We start from the raw sequence: 18,011 nt of genomic DNA, 5'->3' as shown, positions 1-18,011 counted from the left end.
ACCCCGTGCTTGACGGCGCAGCCTAATCCACCATCTCCGCGACGGCCTTGCCGCACGCCGTGGTGTCGGCATTGCCGCCGAGATCGCGCGTGCGCAGCGTGCGTTCGCCGAGCGTGCGCTCGATCGCGCCGACGATCGCAGCCGCCGCCTGCTTCTCGCCGAGATGCTCCAGCATCATCGCGCCCGACCAGATCATGCCGATCGGGTTGGCAATGCCCTGCCCGGCGATGTCAGGCGCCGAGCCATGGACCGGCTCGAACACCGAGGGGAAGTCGCCTTCCGGATTGATGTTGCCCGACGGCGCGATGCCGATCGTGCCGGTGCAGGCCGGGCCGAGATCGGAGAGGATGTCCCCGAACAAATTGGAGCCGACCACGACGTCGAACCAGTCCGGATGCAGCACGAAGTTCGCGGTCAGGATATCGATGTGGTACTTGTCCCACTTCACGCCGGGATATTTCTTGGCCATCGCCTCCACGCGCTCGTCCCAGTAGGGCATGGTGATGGAGATGCCGTTCGACTTGGTCGCCGACGTCAGATGCTTCTTCGGCCGCGACTGCGCGAGGTCGAACGCGAATTTCAGGATGCGATCGACGCCGGTGCGGGTCATCACGGTCTGCTGGGTGACGAATTCGCGGTCAGTGTCCGGGAACATGCGGCCGCCGACGGAAGAGTATTCGCCCTCGGTGTTCTCGCGCACCACCCAGAAATCGATGTCGCCGGGCTTGCGGTTCGCCAGCGGCGACGGCACGCCGGGCATCAGCCGCACCGGGCGCAGATTGACGTACTGGTCGAACTCGCGGCGGAATTTTATGAGCGATCCCCACAACGAGATATGGTCAGGTATTTTCGCCGGCCAGCCGACCGCGCCGAAATAGATCGCATCATGCTTGCCGATCTGGTTCTTCCAGTCGGCCGGCATCATCTCGCCGTGCTTCTCGTAATAGTCGTAAGAGGCGAAGTCGAAATGGTCGAACTTCACGTCGACGCCGTGCTTCTTGGCCGCCGCCTCGATGACGCGTAGGCCCTCCGGCATCACTTCCTTGCCGATGCCGTCGCCGGGAATGACCGCAATCCGATACTGCTTCTTTGCGCTGCTCATCGAGAACACCCTTGTGATTTGCCCGGCCGGCAATGCCGCCTATTCTGATGGTCCTGCAATGGACCAAACTTTGCGCGAGCGCAACGCTGCAGTGCAGTGTTGACCGCGGCGCGACCCTGCCCCACCAAATTCGCCGACACCCACTCCTCATACCAAGCGAGACATCCCATGGATCTGCATCTGCGCGGCAAGCGTGTCCTGATCACCGGCGCCTCCAAGGGCATTGGCGCGGCCGCCGCCGAAGCCTTTGCCGAGGAAGGCGCCAACCTCCTGCTCGCCGCCCGCAACGGCGACCAGCTCAAGGCGCTCGCCGAGCGGCTGCGCTCCGCGCACCAGATATCTGCCGCGACCAGCGTGGTGGATCTGCGCAAGCCCGAGGATCTCGCGCGCCTCGCCGGAGAGGCTGCGGACATCGATATCCTTGTCAACAATGCCGGCGATATCCCCGGCGGCTCGATCGACAAGATCGACGAGGCGACCTGGCGGCATGCGTGGGAGCTCAAGGTGTTCGGTTACGTCAATCTGACGCGCGCGATCTACGCCCAGATGAAGGCGCGCGGCGGAGGCGTGATCGTCAATGACATCGGCGCGGCCGGCGAGAAGTTCGACGCCAATTACATCTGCGGCAGCGCCGGCAATGCCGCGCTGATGGCGTTCACCCGCGCGCTCGGCGGCAAGAGCCTCGCCGACAATATCCGCGTCGTCGGCATCAATCCCGGCCCGGTCGGGACCGACCGCCACGTCACGCTGCTCAAGACCCGCGCCAAGAACCAGTTCGGCGACGAGAACCGCTACAAGGAATTCCAGAAGGGCCTGCCGCTCGGCCGGCCCGCACATGCACGCGAGATCGGCGACCTGATGGCGTTCCTCGCCTCCGACCGCGCCGGCTATACGTCGGGCGTGATCTACACGGTGGATGGCGGGCTGACGTCGGGATGGGGTTAGAAATCGTCCCTCCGCTTGTACCGCCGTCATCCTGAGGAGCCGTGCGTAGCGCGGCGTCTCGAAGGATGGGCCACGGGCTGCGTCATCCTTCGAGGCTCGCCGAAGAGGCTCGCACCTCAGGATGACGCCGTCCGCTCGAACAGCTGCCGGATCAGCGTCGTGATGCGGCCCTGCGGCGCCAGCATCTGGTTCATGATAGAGAAATGATCGGCGCCGGCGATCTCCTCATAGGTCACCGGCAAGCCGTAGCGGGCGCGATGGCCGGCGAAATCGGCGGTCTGCTTGCGCAGCAGCGGCAATTCGGCGCTGCCGACTACCAGCGACAGCGGCTTTGCCGTGCCGCCTTCCGCCATCATCGGCGAGTTGCGCCGCGACGCCGCTTCGTCGAGCTTGAGCTTTTCGTTGAGGTAGGAATGCCTGATCGGCTCGAGGTCGTAGATGCCCGAGATCGCCATGCCGGCCCGGACATGGCCGTTCGACAGCGCCAGCGATGTCAAATGTCCGCCGGCCGACCAGCCCGACACCACGATGCCCTCGGCAGCGGCCCCGAGCGCGGGCAACTGCCCGGCCAGAAAGTCGATGCCGGCATGGATCTCGGCGACGATGTCGTCGAGCGTCGCATCCGGCGCCAGCGTATAGCCGATCAGCGCGACATTGATGCCGTGGACCATCGGCCCCTCGGCGAAGGTCGTGAACACTTCCTTGGCACGGGTCTGCCAATAGCCGCCGTGGATGAACAGCAGCGTCGGCGCGCCGTCGCGTGCCTTCAGGAAATCGATCCGGTTGCGCTCGCGCGGGCCGTATCTGAGGTCGAGATGGCCGGCGTACTTTTGCCGCAGTGCCGCCGAGCGCTGCTCCCAGCCCGCAGCGATTTCGGCGCTGCCCTTGACGGCAACGCCGTTGTTCAGACCGAGATCGCGCTCCTGTTGGCTCATCGCGCGCCAGTCCAGCGCGGAAAACAACGCTGCCATCCCTGCCCCTTCGGTTCACGTCGCATTGCCACGACGGCAGGAAATGTTCTACAGCACAAGCAAACAGAAGGCATAGGAGCAACGGTGCATGGCTGATCAGGGCTTGGTGAAGGAAACGGCGTGTGCCGTCGTCGAGAAACTGAAAGCCGGTGATGTCACGCCGCTTGACCTGCTCGACGTGCTGGAGACGCGCATTGCCGAGGTGGACGGCAAGGTCAACGCACTGCCGACGCTCTGCTTCGACCGCGCCCGCACCCACGCCAAGGCATTGATGCAGAAACCGGTCAGCGAGCGCGGCCTGCTCGCGGGCCTTCCCGTTCCGATCAAGGACCTCACCGCCGTCTCCGGCGTGCTGACCACGCTGGGCTCGCCGATCTTCAAGGACAACATCCCGGCGAAATCCGACATCCTGGTCGAGCGTCTCGAAGAGAATGGCGGCGTGATCTACGCCAAGTCGAACACGCCGGAATTCGGCGCCGGCGCCAACACCTTCAACGAGGTGTTCGGCCCGACCCGCAATCCCTGGGACACATCGCGCTCGGCCGCCGGCTCCTCCGGCGGCGCCGCGGCGGCACTTGCGAGCGGCACCGCGTGGCTGGCGCACGGCTCCGACATGGGCGGCAGCCTGCGCAACCCGGCGAGCTTCTGCGGCATCGTCGGCCTCCGGCCGTCGATCGGCCGCGTCGCGCAGACGCCGAAATTCGGCGTCGACCGCACGCTCGGCCAGCAGGGACCGATGGCGCGCAATGTCGAGGACCTCGCGCTGCTGCTGGACGCGATGAGCGGCGAGCACGCCGCCGATCCGCTGTCGCTGCCCACGCTGCCGACATCGTTCCTGTCGGCAGCCCGCTCCGGTAGCAAGCCGAAGCGCATCGCCTACTCGCCCGATCTCGGCATCACGCCAGTCGATCCCGAGGTCAAGGCCGTAACCCGCAAGGCGGCGGAGCGGTTCGCGGCAGCCGGTGCGATCGTCGAGGAAGCGCATCCCGATTTGCGCGAAGCCCATGAATGCTTCCACGTGCTGCGCGCGTTCGATTTCGCAATCAGCAAGGCCGAACTGCTGCGCACCAAACGCGATCTGCTGAAGCCCGAGGTGATCTGGAACATCGAGGAAGGGTTGAAGCTCACGGTCGAGAAGCTCGAACGCGCCGAGGCGCAGCGCGTCGCGATGACGGCGCGTACGCTCGAATTCTTCGACAAGTACGACCTGCTGCTGGCGCCCGCGACCATCGTTGCGCCATTCCCGGTCGAGAACCGCTATGTCGCCGAGTGCGACGGCAAGAAGTTCGACAACTACGTCGAATGGCTCGGCATCGTCTACGCGATCACGCTGGCCTGTTGTCCGGCGCTGTCGCTGCCCTGCGGCTTCACCGCCTCGGGCCTGCCCGTCGGCCTGCAAATGGTCGCAAAGCCGCGTGCCGAGGCGCAGCTGCTGGCCGGCGCGAAAGTGCTGGAGGACATTCTGGGCGTGCGCGGCACCACCCCGATCGATCCGCGGCCGCCGCGATCCTGACCCTCATGGTGGAGAGGCGGGCGAGACCCTCCACTTCGTCATTGCGAGCGAAGCGAAGCAATCCATTGTCACCGAGCGCGCAGAACGATGGATTGCTTCGTCGCTTCAGCGCAAAATTGCTCTGCAATGTTGTCGCGAGCTCCTCGCAATGACGGGGCTATCGATCTCTATGGGACGAAGGGATTGCTGCAGACGATCTGCCCTACGCCTTATCCTCCGTCGCCTGCAGCGCCACGAGTGCCGCCTTGGTCTGCTCGACGATTTCGTCCAGCAACTCCTCGCGGCTGATCTGCGCGGACTCGCCGGTCAGCAGTCCCTGCTCGGCGAGCATCACGATGCCGTGCAGCCCGGCCCAGATCTTCAGCGCCTGCCGCTCGCGCAGCAGCCCGACCGCGGGCGCCTCGAACGACTCGATCAGCAGTGCCAGCGTTTCCATCGCCGCGGTGTGCAGCTCGCTGCCCTTCGGCGCGCAGGCCATGGTGCGCGACGCGAACATCAGCCGGTAGATGCCGTGGCGCTCGAGCCCGAAGGCGAGCGCGGCCTGGGCAAAGCGCGACAGCTTCGAGCCCTTGCTCGACTGCTCGATCGCCTCGCGCATGATCACGTTGAACTGCCGGAATGCTTCCGCGGTCACCGCCTCCAGCAGCGCCTCGCGGTCGGCGAAATGCCGGTACGGCGCCGGCTGCGAGACGCCGAGCTGCTTGGCCAGCGCCTTGATGCTGATCGCCTCGGGACCACCGAGCTCGACCTCGCGTAACGCGGCCTGGATCAGGGCTTCGCGGAGGTCGCCATGGTGGTAGGTTTTGAACGGCTTACGAACGATTTGTCCCATTGCGGCAATGATCGCTGAATTTTCGCTTGACGCGCAAGCGCGACGATAATGTAATATACTATAACTTGGCGATCCGGTTAAGAGGGCCGGCCGCCCAAGCAAGCCAAGAGCTTGCCTAAACAAGAACTTGCCTAAACAAGGCTTGCATAAACCGGAATGAGGAAACCCGGCGCAACCCACAATGCGCCAGAGCCGAGGGAGGTGCTTGCATGTCCAAGCTCAGAATCCGCGTCGACCAGGACAAGTGCCAGGGTCACGCCCGCTGCAAATCACTCGCCCCCGAACTGTTCGAGCTCGACGAATACGGCAACGCCCATGAGGTCGGCGACGGGACGGTCCCGGCCGGGCTCGAGGACAAGGCCTGGCTCGCGCAGACCAATTGCCCGGAAATCGCGATCGAAGTCACCGAGGAATGACGGCCAGCCGGGGACGGCCGCGCGCCGCCCGTTGAGCCGACCAGCGTTTTGATCGAACGAGAAGGAAACGAGCTGATGTCCGATTCCCCGTCCGCAAGCTATCTGCCCGAACATCCCCCGGTCTCCGACTGGGTCCATGATTTCGACCACACCGATCCGGTCTGGACCGACGACCCGTTCCCGATCTGGGAGACGCTGCGCGCGGCTTCGCCCGTCGTGCATACCGAGCGCTTCCTCGGCTGCTACATGCCGACCACCTATCAGGCGGTGAAGGAGATCGCCTACGACACCGAGCACTTCTCCTCGCGCCGCGTCATCGTGCGCGACATCCGTCCCGAGATCACCGCTCGCGCGCCGCCGATCACCTCCGATCCGCCGGAGCACAAGCCCGCCAAGCAGGTGCTGCTGCCGCCGTTCACGCCGGACGCGATGAAGCGGCTGGAGCCGCGGGTGCGCGCGATCTGCAACGAGCTGATCGACGAATTCATCGCCGATGGCCATTGCGACGCCGCCGCGCGCTACACCAAGCACATCCCGGTGCGCGCCATCGCCCACATGCTGGGGATTCCCGAGAAGGACGGCGATCTCTTCATCAAATGGATCCACCAGATCCTCGAGCTCGGCATCAAGAACGAAGACGAACTGATGAACGGCGTGCGCGAGATGACCGGCTACTTCGTGGCCCATCTCGAGCAGCGCAAGCTTGAGCCGGGCGACGATCTGATCTCGCAGCTGCTGCGGGCCAAGGGCCCCGGCGGCCAGCCGCTCACCGACGAGCATGTGCTCGGCTCGCTGCGGCTGCTTCTGATCGCCGGCATCGACACCACCTGGAGCGCGATCGGCTCCTCGCTCTGGCACCTCGCCAAAACGCCGACCGATCGCGAGCGCCTGATCGCGGAGCCGGCGCTGATCCCGACCGCGATCGAGGAATTCCTGCGCGCATATTCGCCGGTGACGATGGCGCGCGAGGTGATGAAGGAGACCACGATCTCCGGCTGCCCGGTAAAGGCGGGCAACATGGTGCTGCTGTCCTTCCCCGCCGCCAATCGCGATCCCGCCATGTTCCCCGATGCGGACAAGGTGGTGATCGACCGCAAGGAGAACCGCCACGCCGCCTTCGGCCTCGGCATCCACCGCTGCGTCGGTTCCAACCTTGCGCGGATGGAGATGCAGGTCGCGATCGAGGAATGGCTGAAGCGAATCCCTGATTTCCGGCTCGATCCGGCCGGCAAGGTCACCTGGTCGGAAGGCACGGTGCGCGGCCCGCGTCAACTGCCCGTTCTGTTCGGCAACAACGCCTGAGGAACCGGACAGCGGTTACATCACGTCACCCAATGAGGTAGCTTGCCCCGGAATCGAACCGACGAGTCCGGGAGCAATGCCATGTCCGAACAAACCGCTCAGCCCGCGAGCGATCATCTCGACATCCACGACGTCGAGCGGCGGGTGAAGGCGATCTTCATCGGCTCGGTCGGCAATCTCGTCGAGTGGTACGATTTCTACGCCTACACGGCGTTTGCGCTGTATTTCGCGCCGGCATTCTTCCCGCACAGCGACCCGGTGGTGCAGCAGCTCAATGCGGCCGTGCTGTTTGCCGCGACCTTCCTGATGCGTCCGCTCGGCGGCTGGCTGTTCGGCTTCATCGCCGACCGCTATGGCCGGCGGCTGTCATTAACGCTCTCGGTGGTCTGCATGTGCTTCGGCTCGCTGATCATCGCGGTGACGCCGACCTATGCCTCGATCGGCATCGCGGCCCCGGCGATCCTGGCGCTGGCCCGCGTGATCGAGGGCCTGAGCCTCGGCGGCGAATATGGCGCCAGCGCCACCTATCTCAGCGAGGTCGCCGATCCCAAGCACCGCGGCTTCTACTCCAGCTTCCAGTACGTCACGCTGATCGGCGGTCAGCTCACCGCGATCATCGTGCTGCTGTTGCTGCAAAAGGTGTTTTTGACGCCGGACGAGCTGAAGGCCTGGGGCTGGCGGATTCCGTTCGTGATCGGCGCCATGCTCGCGATCGTCGCGGCGGTGATGCGCCGCAGCCTGCATGAGACCGAGGCCTTCGAGGAGGCCAAGAAGGTTTCCAAGCCGACCGGCTCGATCGTCGGCCTGTTGAACTATCCGCGCGAATTGCTGCTGGTGGTCGGCCTCACCGCCGGCGGCACCGCGGCGTTCTATACCTTCACCACCTACATGCAGACCTTCGTGAAGCTGTCGGTCGGCCTCACCGAGGACCAGACCACCTTCGTGATCTTCGGCTCGCTGATCTTCGCGACCATCCTGCAACCGATCTATGGCGGGCTCTCCGACAAGATCGGCCGCAAGCCGCTATTGATCTTCTTCGGCATCGCCGGCACGCTCGGCACCATCCCGATCCTGACCGCGCTGAAGGACACCAAGTCGCCGTTCATGGCCTTCCTTCTGATCTGCGGCGCATGGATCTTCGTCGCCGGCTACACCTCGATCAACGCGATCGTGAAGGCCGAGCTGTTTCCGACCAATGTCCGCGCGCTCGGCGTCGGCCTGCCCTACGCCATCACGGTGTCGATCTTCGGCGGCACCGCGCCGGCGGTCGCGCTCTACTTCAAGAGCATCGGGCATGAGGACTGGTTCTACTACTATCTCAGCGGCATGATCTTCCTGTCGCTGCTGATCTACTCGACGATGCGCGATACCAAGCGCGACTCCGCGATGCACCGCCACGAATGATGGCCTGACGCGATGACCGACGATAACGAACCGCCCGAGAGCAAGCTGACGCGCAGCAAGCAGCGCTGGGCACGCGAAGGCAAATTCCTCACCGGCAAGGTCACCCGGCCGGAGGAGCAGCGCCTGCCGCCGGGCCAGCATCTGACGGCGGATTGGCCGGTGCTCGATCTCGGGCTGATGCCGAACATCTCCCAGGAGCGCTGGCGGCTCGACGTCTACGGCGCGGTCGAGCAGACCATCTACTGGACCTGGCAGCAGTTCATGGCGCAGCCGCAAACGCAATTCGTCTCCGACATTCACTGCGTCACGACCTGGTCGCGCTACGACAACCAGTGGGAAGGGCTCGCCACAAGCGACCTGCTCGCCGCCTGCCAGCCGCGCGAGGACGCGCGCTTCGTCGCGCTGCATTCCTATGACGGCTATACGACCAACCTGCCGCTCGAAGACTTTGCCGCCGAGGACGCGCTGCTCGCCCATAGCTGGTCGGGCAAGCCGCTGGAGCAGGAGCATGGCGGCCCGGTGCGGCTCGTGGTGCCCCACCTCTATTTCTGGAAGAGCGCGAAGTGGCTGCAGCGCATCGAATTCCTCACCGAGGACGCGCCCGGCTTCTGGGAGGTCCGTGGCTATCACAATCGCGGTGATCCCTGGGCCGAACAGCGCTATTCTGGCGACTGACACACCAACAGAATGATGGAGCCTGCCCGTGCCGCACGAACGCTTTCAATTCACCGGTGTTGGCGGCCATCAGCTTGCCGCCGCGCTTGACACGCCCGACGGGCCGATCAAGGCCTATGCGCTGTTCGCGCACTGCTTCACCTGCGGCAAGGACGTGCTGGCCGCAAAGCGCATCGCGGTCGCGCTCGCGGCCAAGGGCATCGCCACGCTGCGCTTCGACTTCACCGGCCTCGGCTCCAGCGAGGGCGAGTTCGCCAACTCGACCTTCTCGTCGAACGTCGCCGATCTGGTCCGCGCCGCCGACCATCTGCGCGTGATGCGCACAGCACCCGCGATCCTGATCGGCCACAGCCTCGGCGGCGCCGCGATCCTCGCCGCCGCGGGTCAAATCCCCGAGGCCAAGGCGGTCGCGACCATCGCCGCGCCGTCAGATCCCGTCCATGTCACGCATTTCTTCAGGGACCGGATCGAGGACATCCGCACCCAGGGCGAAGGCAAAGTCTCGCTCGCGGGCCGCCCGTTCCGCATCAAGCGCGAATTCCTCGACGACGTCGCCGAGCAGAAGTTGATGGCGCAGGTGAAGCAGCTGCACAAGGCGCTGCTGATCATGCATTCGCCGACCGACGACACCGTCGGCATCGACAACGCCACGCATATCTTCAGCGCCGCCAGGCACCCCAAGAGCTTCGTCTCGCTGGCCGAGGCCGACCATCTCTTGAGCGGCAAACAGGATGCCGCCTATGTCGCCGACGTGATCGGCGCCTGGGCCGAACGCTACATCGATATCGCGCCGCAGCCGGCGGCAGATACCGGCACTGCGCCGCGCAACGTCGTGGTGCAGGAGACCCGCGCCGGCAAGTTTCAGCAGATCATCACGGCAGGCCCGCATCGCATGCTGGCCGACGAGCCGATCGCCGTCGGCGGTCAGGATTCCGGCCCCGGGCCGTACGACTTCGTGCTGGCCGGGCTAGGCGCCTGCACCTCGATGACGATGCGGATGTATGCCGACCGCAAATCGCTGCCGCTCGATCGCGTCACCGTAACGCTGACGCACAGCAAGATCTACGCGAAGGATTGCGAGGAGTGCGAGACGCGCGAAGGCATGCTCGACCAGATCGACCGCGTCATCAGGATCGAGGGCGACCTCGACGCCGACCAGCGCAAGCGGCTGATGGAGATCGCCGACAAGTGCCCGGTGCACAAGACGCTGACGTCGGAGGTACGGATCGTCACCAAGGCCGCGGAGTAAGCCTGCGACACAGCGAGACGGGCCGTGCCGTAGCAGCATCTGGGCGGCGTCCCTCTCCCGCACGGGGGCCGTCGCAGGGGCGTGCTGAAAAATATCGAAAACAACCCCATGCAAAGGAGCCGGCGGCCGCCGGCGCTCGAATGGCGACTGTCCGTAGCGGGTGAAGATGTCGTGTTTTTGTAGCTCGTGATCTGTCGCCTTCGTTTCTGATTTGCAGGGGAGCCGGAAGGCGGGGACGGCTTTCCCTGATTGATCATGCCACGGCTGTTGTGGCGGTTTTAGCCCTGTGGGTGAGTTTCTTTGTTCGACTTGAAGCCCGTTTCTCCGTCCCGCCCCGCGCTTTCTCGACGGCGGCGCGCGCAGGAGCGGTCAAGGACGCGCGCTTGCGCGCCCGCCAGGGCTTGTCCTTGACGGCTCCGAGCACGCCGCCAGGCTGAAGCGCGTCGGGGCTGATCTGCTGTCCGTTGGCGCTAAACATCGCCACAAGGAACACGCTGACGGTGCCATCGGGATACTCATGTAGGCGCACCACAGCCTTGACGAAGTGAGGCCTGAGCCGGCTCTGCGGCAGCTGCAGCCGCCGACCGTTCCATGCAACGGTATTGTCGTTGGCGACGGTTCGCTCCTCGATCACGCACAGCGCCTCGCGCCAGGCCTCATGCCGGTCGGCTACGAATGCCGAGCCTTCCTGTTCGGGCTTGATCGCAAACGCGGCGTTGTGCCCGGGGATGTAATGCGCCTTCAGCCACGCGTTGGCAGCTTCGAGCGTCGTGATCCCGGCAAGCCGCAGCTCCTTCGGCAGCCGATCCTGCAAGGTGCCGAATACCCGCTCGGAGCGCCCGCGCGCCTGCGGCGAATAGGCTGCGATATGCTCGATCCCAAGATGCGACAAAGCCCGTCCCACCTGGGTTTGTTGCGTCTTCGAGACCTTCTCGCCAGCTTTTGGGGTCAGGAAATAATGGCTGCCGCGGTCGGTGTAGAGCGCGCAGAACAGGCCATGCTCGCCAATCACTTCGCGCAAGGCCTGGAAGGTCGAGGCCGTTCCTTCTTCCTCGACCAGCACCATCGAGTAGATCTCGCTCGTCGCATCGTCCATCGTGACGATCAGGTCCCTCGCGGGCAGGCCTTCGATCCAAACGTGGCGCGATCCGTCCTGGTGCAGCAGCATGCCCCGAAGCGGCCGCCGCGGCCGCTTCTTGCGGTGCGCCGAACGCTTCGGAGCCTTCCGCACCAGCCCTGCCGCGTGCAGCGCCAGCTTCGTCACCGTATAGCCCAGCACATAGTCGTGCCGCTTTTGCATCTGCTCGTGGAAGTGCTTCACCGTGAAGTCCGCGTACTTGTCCCGGTACAGCGCAAGCATCCGTTCCAGCTCCTCCTCCGGCGCCCGCCGTGGCGAACGACGCCCCAGCCGGCGGTCGACAAGCCCGTCGTCGCCCTCCGCCTCATAGCGCTCCGCCCAGCGTTGAAACGTCCGAACACTGATCCCAAGAACCTCCGAAGCTGCCTCCTGCGTCAGTTCCTTCGCCTCCGTCCGATCCAGCAAATCTGAAAACCGCATCCTTCGTACACCCTCGTGAATGGATGCCGTGCCCATCGTGCCCCCCTTGTTCCGGAGCACCGAAAACACGACACTTCACGAGCTACAAACAGGCGACAGATCACGAGCTACTGACACGGTCGAGACGGCAACTTGACACGTCGGGCAACTCAGGGATATTCTTCCATTATTCCGAAATCGCGCGAACGCCCCTCTCTCCACGCGCCGCGCTCTTGCCGGTCAGGCAGTTCGCCATGATCCGCACCGCGGCGCCGATCTCGTTCTCGCGCCAGGCGGCGAAGCCGAGCAACAGGCCGTGGTCGCGCGGCCGCTCCAGCGCGAGGCTCGACAGTGCGCGCACCTCGACGCCGGCGGCCACCAGCCGTGCCACGGCGTTCCGGTCCGCGGTGCCATCCTTGAAGCGGGCAATCAGCTGCATGCCGCCCGGCGGCACCTCGGCGGTGAGCACCTCGCCGAGCTGCCGCGCCAGCGCCGCCGCGAGGTGGTCGCGGCGCGCGCGATAGATCCGCCGCATCCGCCTGACATGCGCCGGGAAATGCCCGTCGGCCATGAAACCGGCCAGCGCCTCCTGGACATGCACGGAGGCGATCAGCCCGAGATGGCGCTGCGCGATCTCCATCGTCCGCGCCAGTGATGGCGGCACCACCAGATAGCCGATGCGGATATCGGCGGTCATCGCCTTGGCGAAGGTGCCGAGATAGAGCACGCGTCCCTCGCGATCGAGCCCCTGCAGCGCCGGCATCGGGCGGCTGTCATAGTGAAACTCGCCGTCGTAATCGTCCTCGACGATCCAGGTCTTGCCGGGCTCGGCAGAAGCCAACAGCTCGGTGCGGCGCGCGACCGGCATCACGCGCCCTGTGGGGTGCTGATGTGACGGCGTCGCGAAGATGAGCTTCGGCGCGCGCGCCGCGCGCGTCCGCATCATGCCCCATTGATCGAGCCTGACACCGACGACGTTTGCACCGGCGGCACGAAACGCCGCCGCCGCACCGGGATAGCCGGGATCCTCGGTCCACACCGCATCGCCGGCGACGATGGTGGTCGCGGCGATCAGCGTCAGCGCAGCCTGCGCCGTCGGCAGCACCAGGATCTGATCGGCCTCGGCGCGCACGCCGCGGCTGACTTCGAGATAATCGCGCAAGGCTTCGCGCAGGCTCGGCCGGTTGACCACGGTCTGGTCGTTGAAGCGGCGGCGCAACGCGCTGCGGCGCAGGCAGCGCGCCCAGATCTCGTGTGGAAACTCGCGCGCATCCGCAAGCCCGGGCCGCAGCGGCCGGAAATCGGCCTGGTAGGACAGCGGCCAATCCGTATCGGAGAGCTGCAAGGCCCAGGGCGACAGCAACGGTTTGCGGGCGGCATCACGGCGTGGCGCAGGCAGAGCCTTGGCGAAGCGCGCCTCGATATCGTCGGTCACAACCGGCCGCCGCCGCGCCGCGACCCGCAGATACCCCTCGGCGACGAGCTGCTCATAGGCATGCGTCACGGTGTTGCGCGCCACGTCGAGCTCTGCCGCAAGGCTGCGGCTCGATGGCAGCATGGCGCCGCTCCTGATCCGGCCGCTCGCCATCAGCGCGCGCAGCTGCTGGGTCAACTGCGCGGCCAGCCCGGCATCGTCCGATCGCTTCAGCGCGAGCAATTCGGCGAGGATCAATCTGGCTCCACTATTCTACCAAATCTGGCTCTTTCGAGAGAGCCAGCATGATCCTATTCACAAGCGGTATTGCCTGCAAGGATCCTGCCGTGAACCAGTCACTCTCCCCCGCCAAGGCCGCCGCCCTGTTCATCGTCGTGGTGCTGGCCTGGGGCATCAACTGGTCGGTCACGAAATCGCTGGTCGAGGCGGTGCCGCCGCTGTGGACCGCATCGATCCGCAGCTGGGTCGCCCTGATCGCGCTGCTGGTGATCCTGCGCGCCAGCGGCAATTTGATCATTCCGCGGATCGCCGATGTCCCGGTCGTGCTCAGCGTGGCGCTGCTGCACATGACGTTTTTCTCGACGCTGGTCGCCGCCGGCCTGCGCTATCTCCCGGCCAGCAAGGGCGTCGTGCTCGGCTACACCACGCCGCTCTGGGTCGCGCTTGCCGCGGCCGCCGCGCGCACCGAACGGCTCGGGACGCTCAAGCTTGTCGGCGTCGCGCTGGGACTCGCCGGGCTCGGCGTGATCCTCAACCCGGCGTCGCTGGACTGGAGCAATCTGCATGTCCTCGCCGGCGCCGGCATGATCATCATCGCCGCGATCTGCTGGGCCGCGAACATCATCTATATCCGCTCGCACCGCTGGATCGCGACGCCGCTGCAATTGCTGCTGTGGCAGGTGCTGGTCGCGACGCTGGTGCTGACGATGTCGGCGCTCGTCACCGAAGGCATGCCCGAGGTGAAATGGTCGCCACACCTGCTGCTGCTGTTCCTCTATTCCGGCTTCATCGGTACGGCGTTGGCCTATTGGGCGATGTCCATGGTCAACAAGAGCCTGCCGGCACTGACCACCTCGCTCGGCACCACGGCGACGCCGATCGTCGGTATCGTGACCGCAGCCCTCTTGCTCGGCGAGCCGATCGATCTCTCGCTGGCGATTGCCGCGGCCCTGATCGTCGGTGGGATCGCGCTGAGCTCGCTCGCGGATGCGCCATTACGTGCGTAATTAGGGCCTGTGCTCATAGATTCGTCACGTCCGCTTCGGTCTCGGAAGCTGACGTCGAAACCGACGCGCTGCATGTCGGCCTTGGGCCAGAAGCAGCCATAACGGCTTGTAGCAGACCGCGATCGTTTCCGCGCATTGCACTAGCGAGGTTTGACGCGTGTTTCTGAGAGGTGCTTGTCCCAATGTGGGTGGATTTGGCCGTCTGCTGTTGGCAGGTATTGGACCCATTCGGCTAGTATGCCTCTCGGGTCGATATCTCTGTTCGACACGACGTAGTCAATCTCGCTTCGCGTCGTGCCAATATCCATTAGCTCGCGGTCCGTCAGGCGGCATAATTCCGTCTGCAGCCTCCGGCGTTTGCGCCACATCTGAAATGCCTGCCAGTAGGCTTCGAGCGGACTATAGACCGGCTGGTTAGTAGTTGCTGGATGCTGAAACTTGGTGATCTCGTGGACCGTGCTCATTGCGGTACGTCCTGTCTGCTTTTTCACAAGATGAACATGCCGTACGGTGAGCCACCGCGCCTGACATCCGGCTTACATTTTCCTTACCTCCGGCTTATTCTTTGCCCCCGAACAGCGTTAAAGCCTGAAAATAGAGGGCCGCCTAAGGGATCCTGAGATGCGCTATTTCTTCGAGGAGTACGCATTCGATACTGACCGTCGCGAGCTACATCGCGGGACGATCCCTGTTCCCATCGCGCCACAGGTCTTCGATCTACTCCAATATTTGATCCGGCACAGAGAGCGCGTCGTTAGCAAGGACGATCTCATCAGCGCCGTTTGGAATGGACGCATCGTCTCTGATGCCGCGCTGACAACCCGCCTGAATGCCGCTCGGGCCGCGATCGGTGACGACGGTGATAAGCAGCGCCTAATCAAAACATTGCCGCGCAAAGGCTTCCGCTTCGTTGGCGCAGTGCACGAAGGGCGGAAGCTCTCAACTGCGTCGGTCAGTTCGGCGGTGCAGAACGACGGCGCGGTGCAAAGGCCGGCATCACCGCCTCGTCTTTCCATTGTTGTGTTGCCATTTGCTAACCTCAGCGACGACCCGGACCAAGACTACTTCGTCGATGGTGTGACGGAAAGCCTCACTACGGATTTGTCGCGGATCAGCGGCTCCTTGGTGATCGGGCGACACACCGCATTCACCTACAAGGGCAAAGCGGCTGACCTCAAGCAAATCGGTCGCGAGTTGAACATCCGGTATGTGCTAGAAGGCTCCGTACAGCGCCACGAAAGCCGACTTCGCGTCAACGTGCAGCTGATAGACGCTGAAACCGGCACGCATTTATGGGCGGACCGCTTTGACAAACCCGTCGCCGATCTGTTCGATATGCAAGACGAGATCATATCTAGGCTAGCTAACTCCTTGGACGCGCAGCTCGTCGCAGCCGAGGCCATGAGAGCACAACGTTCGGCGCATCCCAATTCAATGGAGTTGTACTTCCAGGGCAGAGCTAAGCTCAATATGGGCTTGACTTCCGAATATATCTTGCAGGCGCGCCACTTTTTCGAGCGCGCCCTGACGCTTGATCCCGGCAATATCGAAGCGCGTCTGGGCTTAGCGCATGTTGATGGCACTGTTGGTGCCGGCTACATGACCGACAATCGGATGAAGTACCTTACCGTGGCAGAAGTGGCCGTTATGCATGTCCTGACCCTCGCGCCGAGCCACCCCTTGGCTCACTTACATTTGGGAACAGCAAAAATTTTCACGAACCGCGTGTCCGAGGGCATTGATGAACTACAACACGCTTTGGGGCTGGACCGAAATCTGGCCCATGCGCACGGGTTAATCGGTCAAGCCAAGATTTTCCTCGGTCGCGGCGGGGAGACTGAGGCGCATGTCCTAGAGGCACTCCGCCTGTCTCCCCGCGACATTCATGCCTTCATGTGGATGCAGTATGTCGGCTTCGCTAAGTTGCAACTTAGTGCCGACAAGGAAGCCGTCTGTTGGCTCCGCAGGAGCATCGACGCCAACCGAAATTATCCGTTTGCGCATCTTGGGCTCGCCGCTGCCCTAGCACTGCTTGGAGCACTCGATGACGCGCGGGCCGCCGCGCAAGCAGGGCTCGCGCTTCAACCTAATTTCAGCATCCGCCGCTTCCGCGCCAGCCCGTCGACCGATAATCCAGCTTATCTCGCCAAACGTGAGCGCATTTATGAGGGCATGCGATTGGCAGGAGTACCGGAGGGGTAATGTCGCAGATGGGTCATAAGCCGCCGATAACTACCGAACCGGGCAACTTCCGCTTTATGACGGGAAGCCGACGGTTATGAGTACACGCCTAGGCCGTCGCAAGCGGCCTGACCCGCAAGCTCCCGCGCAGGCCGGCGCCGGTGCCGAGCATGATGCCGGCGATCGCGATGAGGGACGACAGCGAGAGCGTCGACAGCCCAGTCAGCCCCTGCCCGACCGAGCAGCCGAACGCCATCACGCCGCCCGCGCCCATCAACGCGGCGCCGCTCGCCGAGCGCAGCATATGCTGCGGCGACCGGTAGCCTTCGAGCTGGAAGCGCCCGGTGGCGATGGCCGTGATCAGGCTGCCGGCGAACACGCCGAACACGGTGACGATGCCGAAATTGAGCGTCGAGCCGGTCGACAGCATGACGTATTGCAGGGCGTCGGCGATCGGTGCGATGAAGGTCAGCGAGGTCACCGGCACCGGATTGAAATCATCGGCGCCGAGATAGCCTGTCGCGTACCAACCGCCCGCCACCAGCAGGCCGACGATCAGGCCGGCCGCGATCTGGCCGGGCGATTTTCGGAACGGCGCATGGGCAAAGGCGAAGATGATCAGGACGGCTGCGAGCACTGAGGCCGCGACCATCCGCGCCGGCACCGTGCCGAGGCCGATCCCTGCCAGCAGCGCCGGCACCGAATTGGCTGACACCGTGGCCTGCGACGCCTGTACCATCGCGATCCGCAGCGGTGCGATCAGGCCCTTCAGCGTCATCTCGGCGAAGATGCCGAGCACGATCACGACCACGAAGGAGCGCAGATTGCCGCGCCCGAGCAGCACCAGCGCTCGGGAGCCGCAGCCGTTCGACAGCACCATGCCGTAGCCGAACAGCAGCCCGCCGAGGAACATCACCGGCGCCGAGAAGGACGGCTGCAGATAGATCGACTTGCCGAGATCGACAAGGCCTGCCGCCGCCAACAGCTGCGAGGCTGCGATCGCGACGCCCATCGCCAGCGCATAGGTGCGCGCCAGGCGGCCGTCGCCCTCCGCCCACCAGCCGCGCAGGCCGCTCATCATGCAGAAGCCGCTGAGCAGCCCGACCGAGCCATAGATCAGGCCGATGATCAGGGCGGCGAGGATGACGATCGTGGCGGGGTCCATAATAGTCCTTCAATTACGTTCGTCATTGCGAGCGACGCGAAGCAATCCATACTATCAC

The 18,011-nt window shown here is 64.5% G+C and carries 16 protein-coding genes; 9 read left to right on the top strand and 7 right to left on the bottom strand.

Annotated elements, in window-relative coordinates; translation table 11 throughout:
* Positions 1-22 precede the first annotated feature (22 nt).
* Complete coding sequence (locus ACVIHF_RS06910; RefSeq protein ID WP_057017663.1) at positions 23-1,102, bottom strand: tartrate dehydrogenase; 1,080 nt, start codon at positions 1,100-1,102, stop codon at positions 23-25.
* Between the two features lie 168 nt (positions 1,103-1,270).
* Here ACVIHF_RS06910 and ACVIHF_RS06905 point away from each other — a divergent pair, with 168 nt between their 5' ends.
* A complete protein-coding gene (locus ACVIHF_RS06905) occupies positions 1,271-2,047 on the top strand; it encodes an SDR family oxidoreductase (RefSeq protein ID WP_253609635.1) in 777 nt (258 codons plus the stop codon).
* Between the two features lie 116 nt (positions 2,048-2,163).
* Here the strand turns inward: ACVIHF_RS06905 and ACVIHF_RS06900 are convergent, their stop codons facing one another.
* Positions 2,164-3,018: an alpha/beta hydrolase gene (locus ACVIHF_RS06900; protein WP_253609636.1), complete on the bottom strand. Its 855-nt coding sequence runs from the start codon at positions 3,016-3,018 to the stop codon at positions 2,164-2,166.
* Between the two features lie 88 nt (positions 3,019-3,106).
* On the opposite strand from ACVIHF_RS06900, the gene ACVIHF_RS06895 reads away from it, so the two are divergent.
* Positions 3,107-4,531: an amidase gene (locus ACVIHF_RS06895; protein ID WP_253609637.1), complete on the top strand. Its 1,425-nt coding sequence runs from the start codon at positions 3,107-3,109 to the stop codon at positions 4,529-4,531.
* 202 nt (positions 4,532-4,733) lie between these two features.
* Here ACVIHF_RS06895 and ACVIHF_RS06890 read toward each other — a convergent pair whose 3' ends face one another.
* A complete protein-coding gene (locus tag ACVIHF_RS06890) occupies positions 4,734-5,363 on the bottom strand; it encodes a TetR/AcrR family transcriptional regulator (RefSeq protein ID WP_253609638.1) in 630 nt (209 codons plus the stop codon).
* A gap of 209 nt (positions 5,364-5,572) precedes the next feature.
* On the opposite strand from ACVIHF_RS06890, the gene ACVIHF_RS06885 reads away from it, so the two are divergent.
* From ACVIHF_RS06885 to ACVIHF_RS06865, 5 genes are all read left to right on the top strand, one after another.
* Positions 5,573-5,779, top strand: a complete 207-nt coding sequence (locus ACVIHF_RS06885; RefSeq protein WP_016842874.1) for a ferredoxin — start codon at positions 5,573-5,575, stop codon at positions 5,777-5,779.
* A gap of 75 nt (positions 5,780-5,854) precedes the next feature.
* Positions 5,855-7,081 (top strand): cytochrome P450, encoded by a 1,227-nt coding sequence (locus ACVIHF_RS06880; protein WP_253609639.1) that lies wholly within the window; start codon positions 5,855-5,857, stop codon positions 7,079-7,081.
* 81 nt (positions 7,082-7,162) lie between these two features.
* Entirely contained in the window at positions 7,163-8,485 is a 1,323-nt protein-coding gene (locus tag ACVIHF_RS06875) for an MFS transporter (protein ID WP_253609640.1), read from the top strand.
* A gap of 12 nt (positions 8,486-8,497) precedes the next feature.
* Complete coding sequence (locus ACVIHF_RS06870) at positions 8,498-9,160, top strand: sulfite oxidase-like oxidoreductase (protein WP_253609641.1); 663 nt, start codon at positions 8,498-8,500, stop codon at positions 9,158-9,160.
* A 28-nt stretch (positions 9,161-9,188) separates the two neighbouring features.
* Positions 9,189-10,409, top strand: a complete 1,221-nt coding sequence (locus tag ACVIHF_RS06865) for a bifunctional alpha/beta hydrolase/OsmC family protein (protein WP_253609642.1) — start codon at positions 9,189-9,191, stop codon at positions 10,407-10,409.
* Positions 10,410-10,662: 253 nt separating this feature from the next.
* Here the strand turns inward: ACVIHF_RS06865 and ACVIHF_RS06860 are convergent, their stop codons facing one another.
* Both ACVIHF_RS06860 and pdxR read right to left on the bottom strand, forming a co-directional pair.
* Positions 10,663-11,967: an ISNCY family transposase gene (locus ACVIHF_RS06860; RefSeq protein WP_456791874.1), complete on the bottom strand. Its 1,305-nt coding sequence runs from the start codon at positions 11,965-11,967 to the stop codon at positions 10,663-10,665.
* A gap of 166 nt (positions 11,968-12,133) precedes the next feature.
* Complete coding sequence (gene pdxR / locus ACVIHF_RS06855) at positions 12,134-13,618, bottom strand: MocR-like pyridoxine biosynthesis transcription factor PdxR (protein ID WP_253609643.1); 1,485 nt, start codon at positions 13,616-13,618, stop codon at positions 12,134-12,136.
* A gap of 47 nt (positions 13,619-13,665) precedes the next feature.
* Between pdxR and ACVIHF_RS06850 the strand changes: the two genes are divergently transcribed.
* On the top strand, positions 13,666-14,607 hold the full coding sequence (locus ACVIHF_RS06850) for a DMT family transporter (RefSeq protein WP_253609644.1): 942 nt from the start codon (positions 13,666-13,668) through the stop codon (positions 14,605-14,607).
* Between the two features lie 140 nt (positions 14,608-14,747).
* Here the strand turns inward: ACVIHF_RS06850 and ACVIHF_RS06845 are convergent, their stop codons facing one another.
* Positions 14,748-15,071: a DUF1127 domain-containing protein gene (locus ACVIHF_RS06845; protein ID WP_256558770.1), complete on the bottom strand. Its 324-nt coding sequence runs from the start codon at positions 15,069-15,071 to the stop codon at positions 14,748-14,750.
* Positions 15,072-15,228: 157 nt separating this feature from the next.
* Here ACVIHF_RS06845 and ACVIHF_RS06840 point away from each other — a divergent pair, with 157 nt between their 5' ends.
* A complete protein-coding gene (locus ACVIHF_RS06840) occupies positions 15,229-16,809 on the top strand; it encodes a winged helix-turn-helix domain-containing tetratricopeptide repeat protein (RefSeq protein ID WP_253609645.1) in 1,581 nt (526 codons plus the stop codon).
* Positions 16,810-16,897: 88 nt separating this feature from the next.
* Here ACVIHF_RS06840 and ACVIHF_RS06835 read toward each other — a convergent pair whose 3' ends face one another.
* Complete coding sequence (locus tag ACVIHF_RS06835; RefSeq protein ID WP_253609646.1) at positions 16,898-17,953, bottom strand: YeeE/YedE family protein; 1,056 nt, start codon at positions 17,951-17,953, stop codon at positions 16,898-16,900.
* Positions 17,954-18,011 lie beyond the last annotated feature (58 nt).

Source organism: Bradyrhizobium sp. USDA 4506 (genome assembly GCF_054058795.1).
The sequence above is the reverse complement of the archived record's forward strand: the minus strand, read 5'-3'. Positions and strand labels throughout refer to the sequence as shown.

Coding starts and splice junctions, on each gene's coding strand:
- ACVIHF_RS06835 (WP_253609646.1), bottom strand. CDS start 17,953: ATGGACCCCGCCACGATCGTCATCCTCGCCGCCCTGATCATCGGCCTG.
- ACVIHF_RS06850 (WP_253609644.1), top strand. CDS start 13,666: ATGATCCTATTCACAAGCGGTATTGCCTGCAAGGATCCTGCCGTGAAC.
- ACVIHF_RS06840 (WP_253609645.1), top strand. CDS start 15,229: ATGCGCTATTTCTTCGAGGAGTACGCATTCGATACTGACCGTCGCGAG.
- ACVIHF_RS06885 (WP_016842874.1), top strand. CDS start 5,573: ATGTCCAAGCTCAGAATCCGCGTCGACCAGGACAAGTGCCAGGGTCAC.
- ACVIHF_RS06900 (WP_253609636.1), bottom strand. CDS start 3,018: ATGGCAGCGTTGTTTTCCGCGCTGGACTGGCGCGCGATGAGCCAACAG.
- ACVIHF_RS06845 (WP_256558770.1), bottom strand. CDS start 15,071: ATGAGCACGGTCCACGAGATCACCAAGTTTCAGCATCCAGCAACTACT.
- ACVIHF_RS06905 (WP_253609635.1), top strand. CDS start 1,271: ATGGATCTGCATCTGCGCGGCAAGCGTGTCCTGATCACCGGCGCCTCC.
- ACVIHF_RS06895 (WP_253609637.1), top strand. CDS start 3,107: ATGGCTGATCAGGGCTTGGTGAAGGAAACGGCGTGTGCCGTCGTCGAG.
- ACVIHF_RS06890 (WP_253609638.1), bottom strand. CDS start 5,363: ATGGGACAAATCGTTCGTAAGCCGTTCAAAACCTACCACCATGGCGAC.
- ACVIHF_RS06910 (WP_057017663.1), bottom strand. CDS start 1,102: ATGAGCAGCGCAAAGAAGCAGTATCGGATTGCGGTCATTCCCGGCGAC.
- ACVIHF_RS06875 (WP_253609640.1), top strand. CDS start 7,163: ATGTCCGAACAAACCGCTCAGCCCGCGAGCGATCATCTCGACATCCAC.
- ACVIHF_RS06880 (WP_253609639.1), top strand. CDS start 5,855: ATGTCCGATTCCCCGTCCGCAAGCTATCTGCCCGAACATCCCCCGGTC.
- ACVIHF_RS06870 (WP_253609641.1), top strand. CDS start 8,498: ATGACCGACGATAACGAACCGCCCGAGAGCAAGCTGACGCGCAGCAAG.
- ACVIHF_RS06860 (WP_456791874.1), bottom strand. CDS start 11,967: ATGCGGTTTTCAGATTTGCTGGATCGGACGGAGGCGAAGGAACTGACG.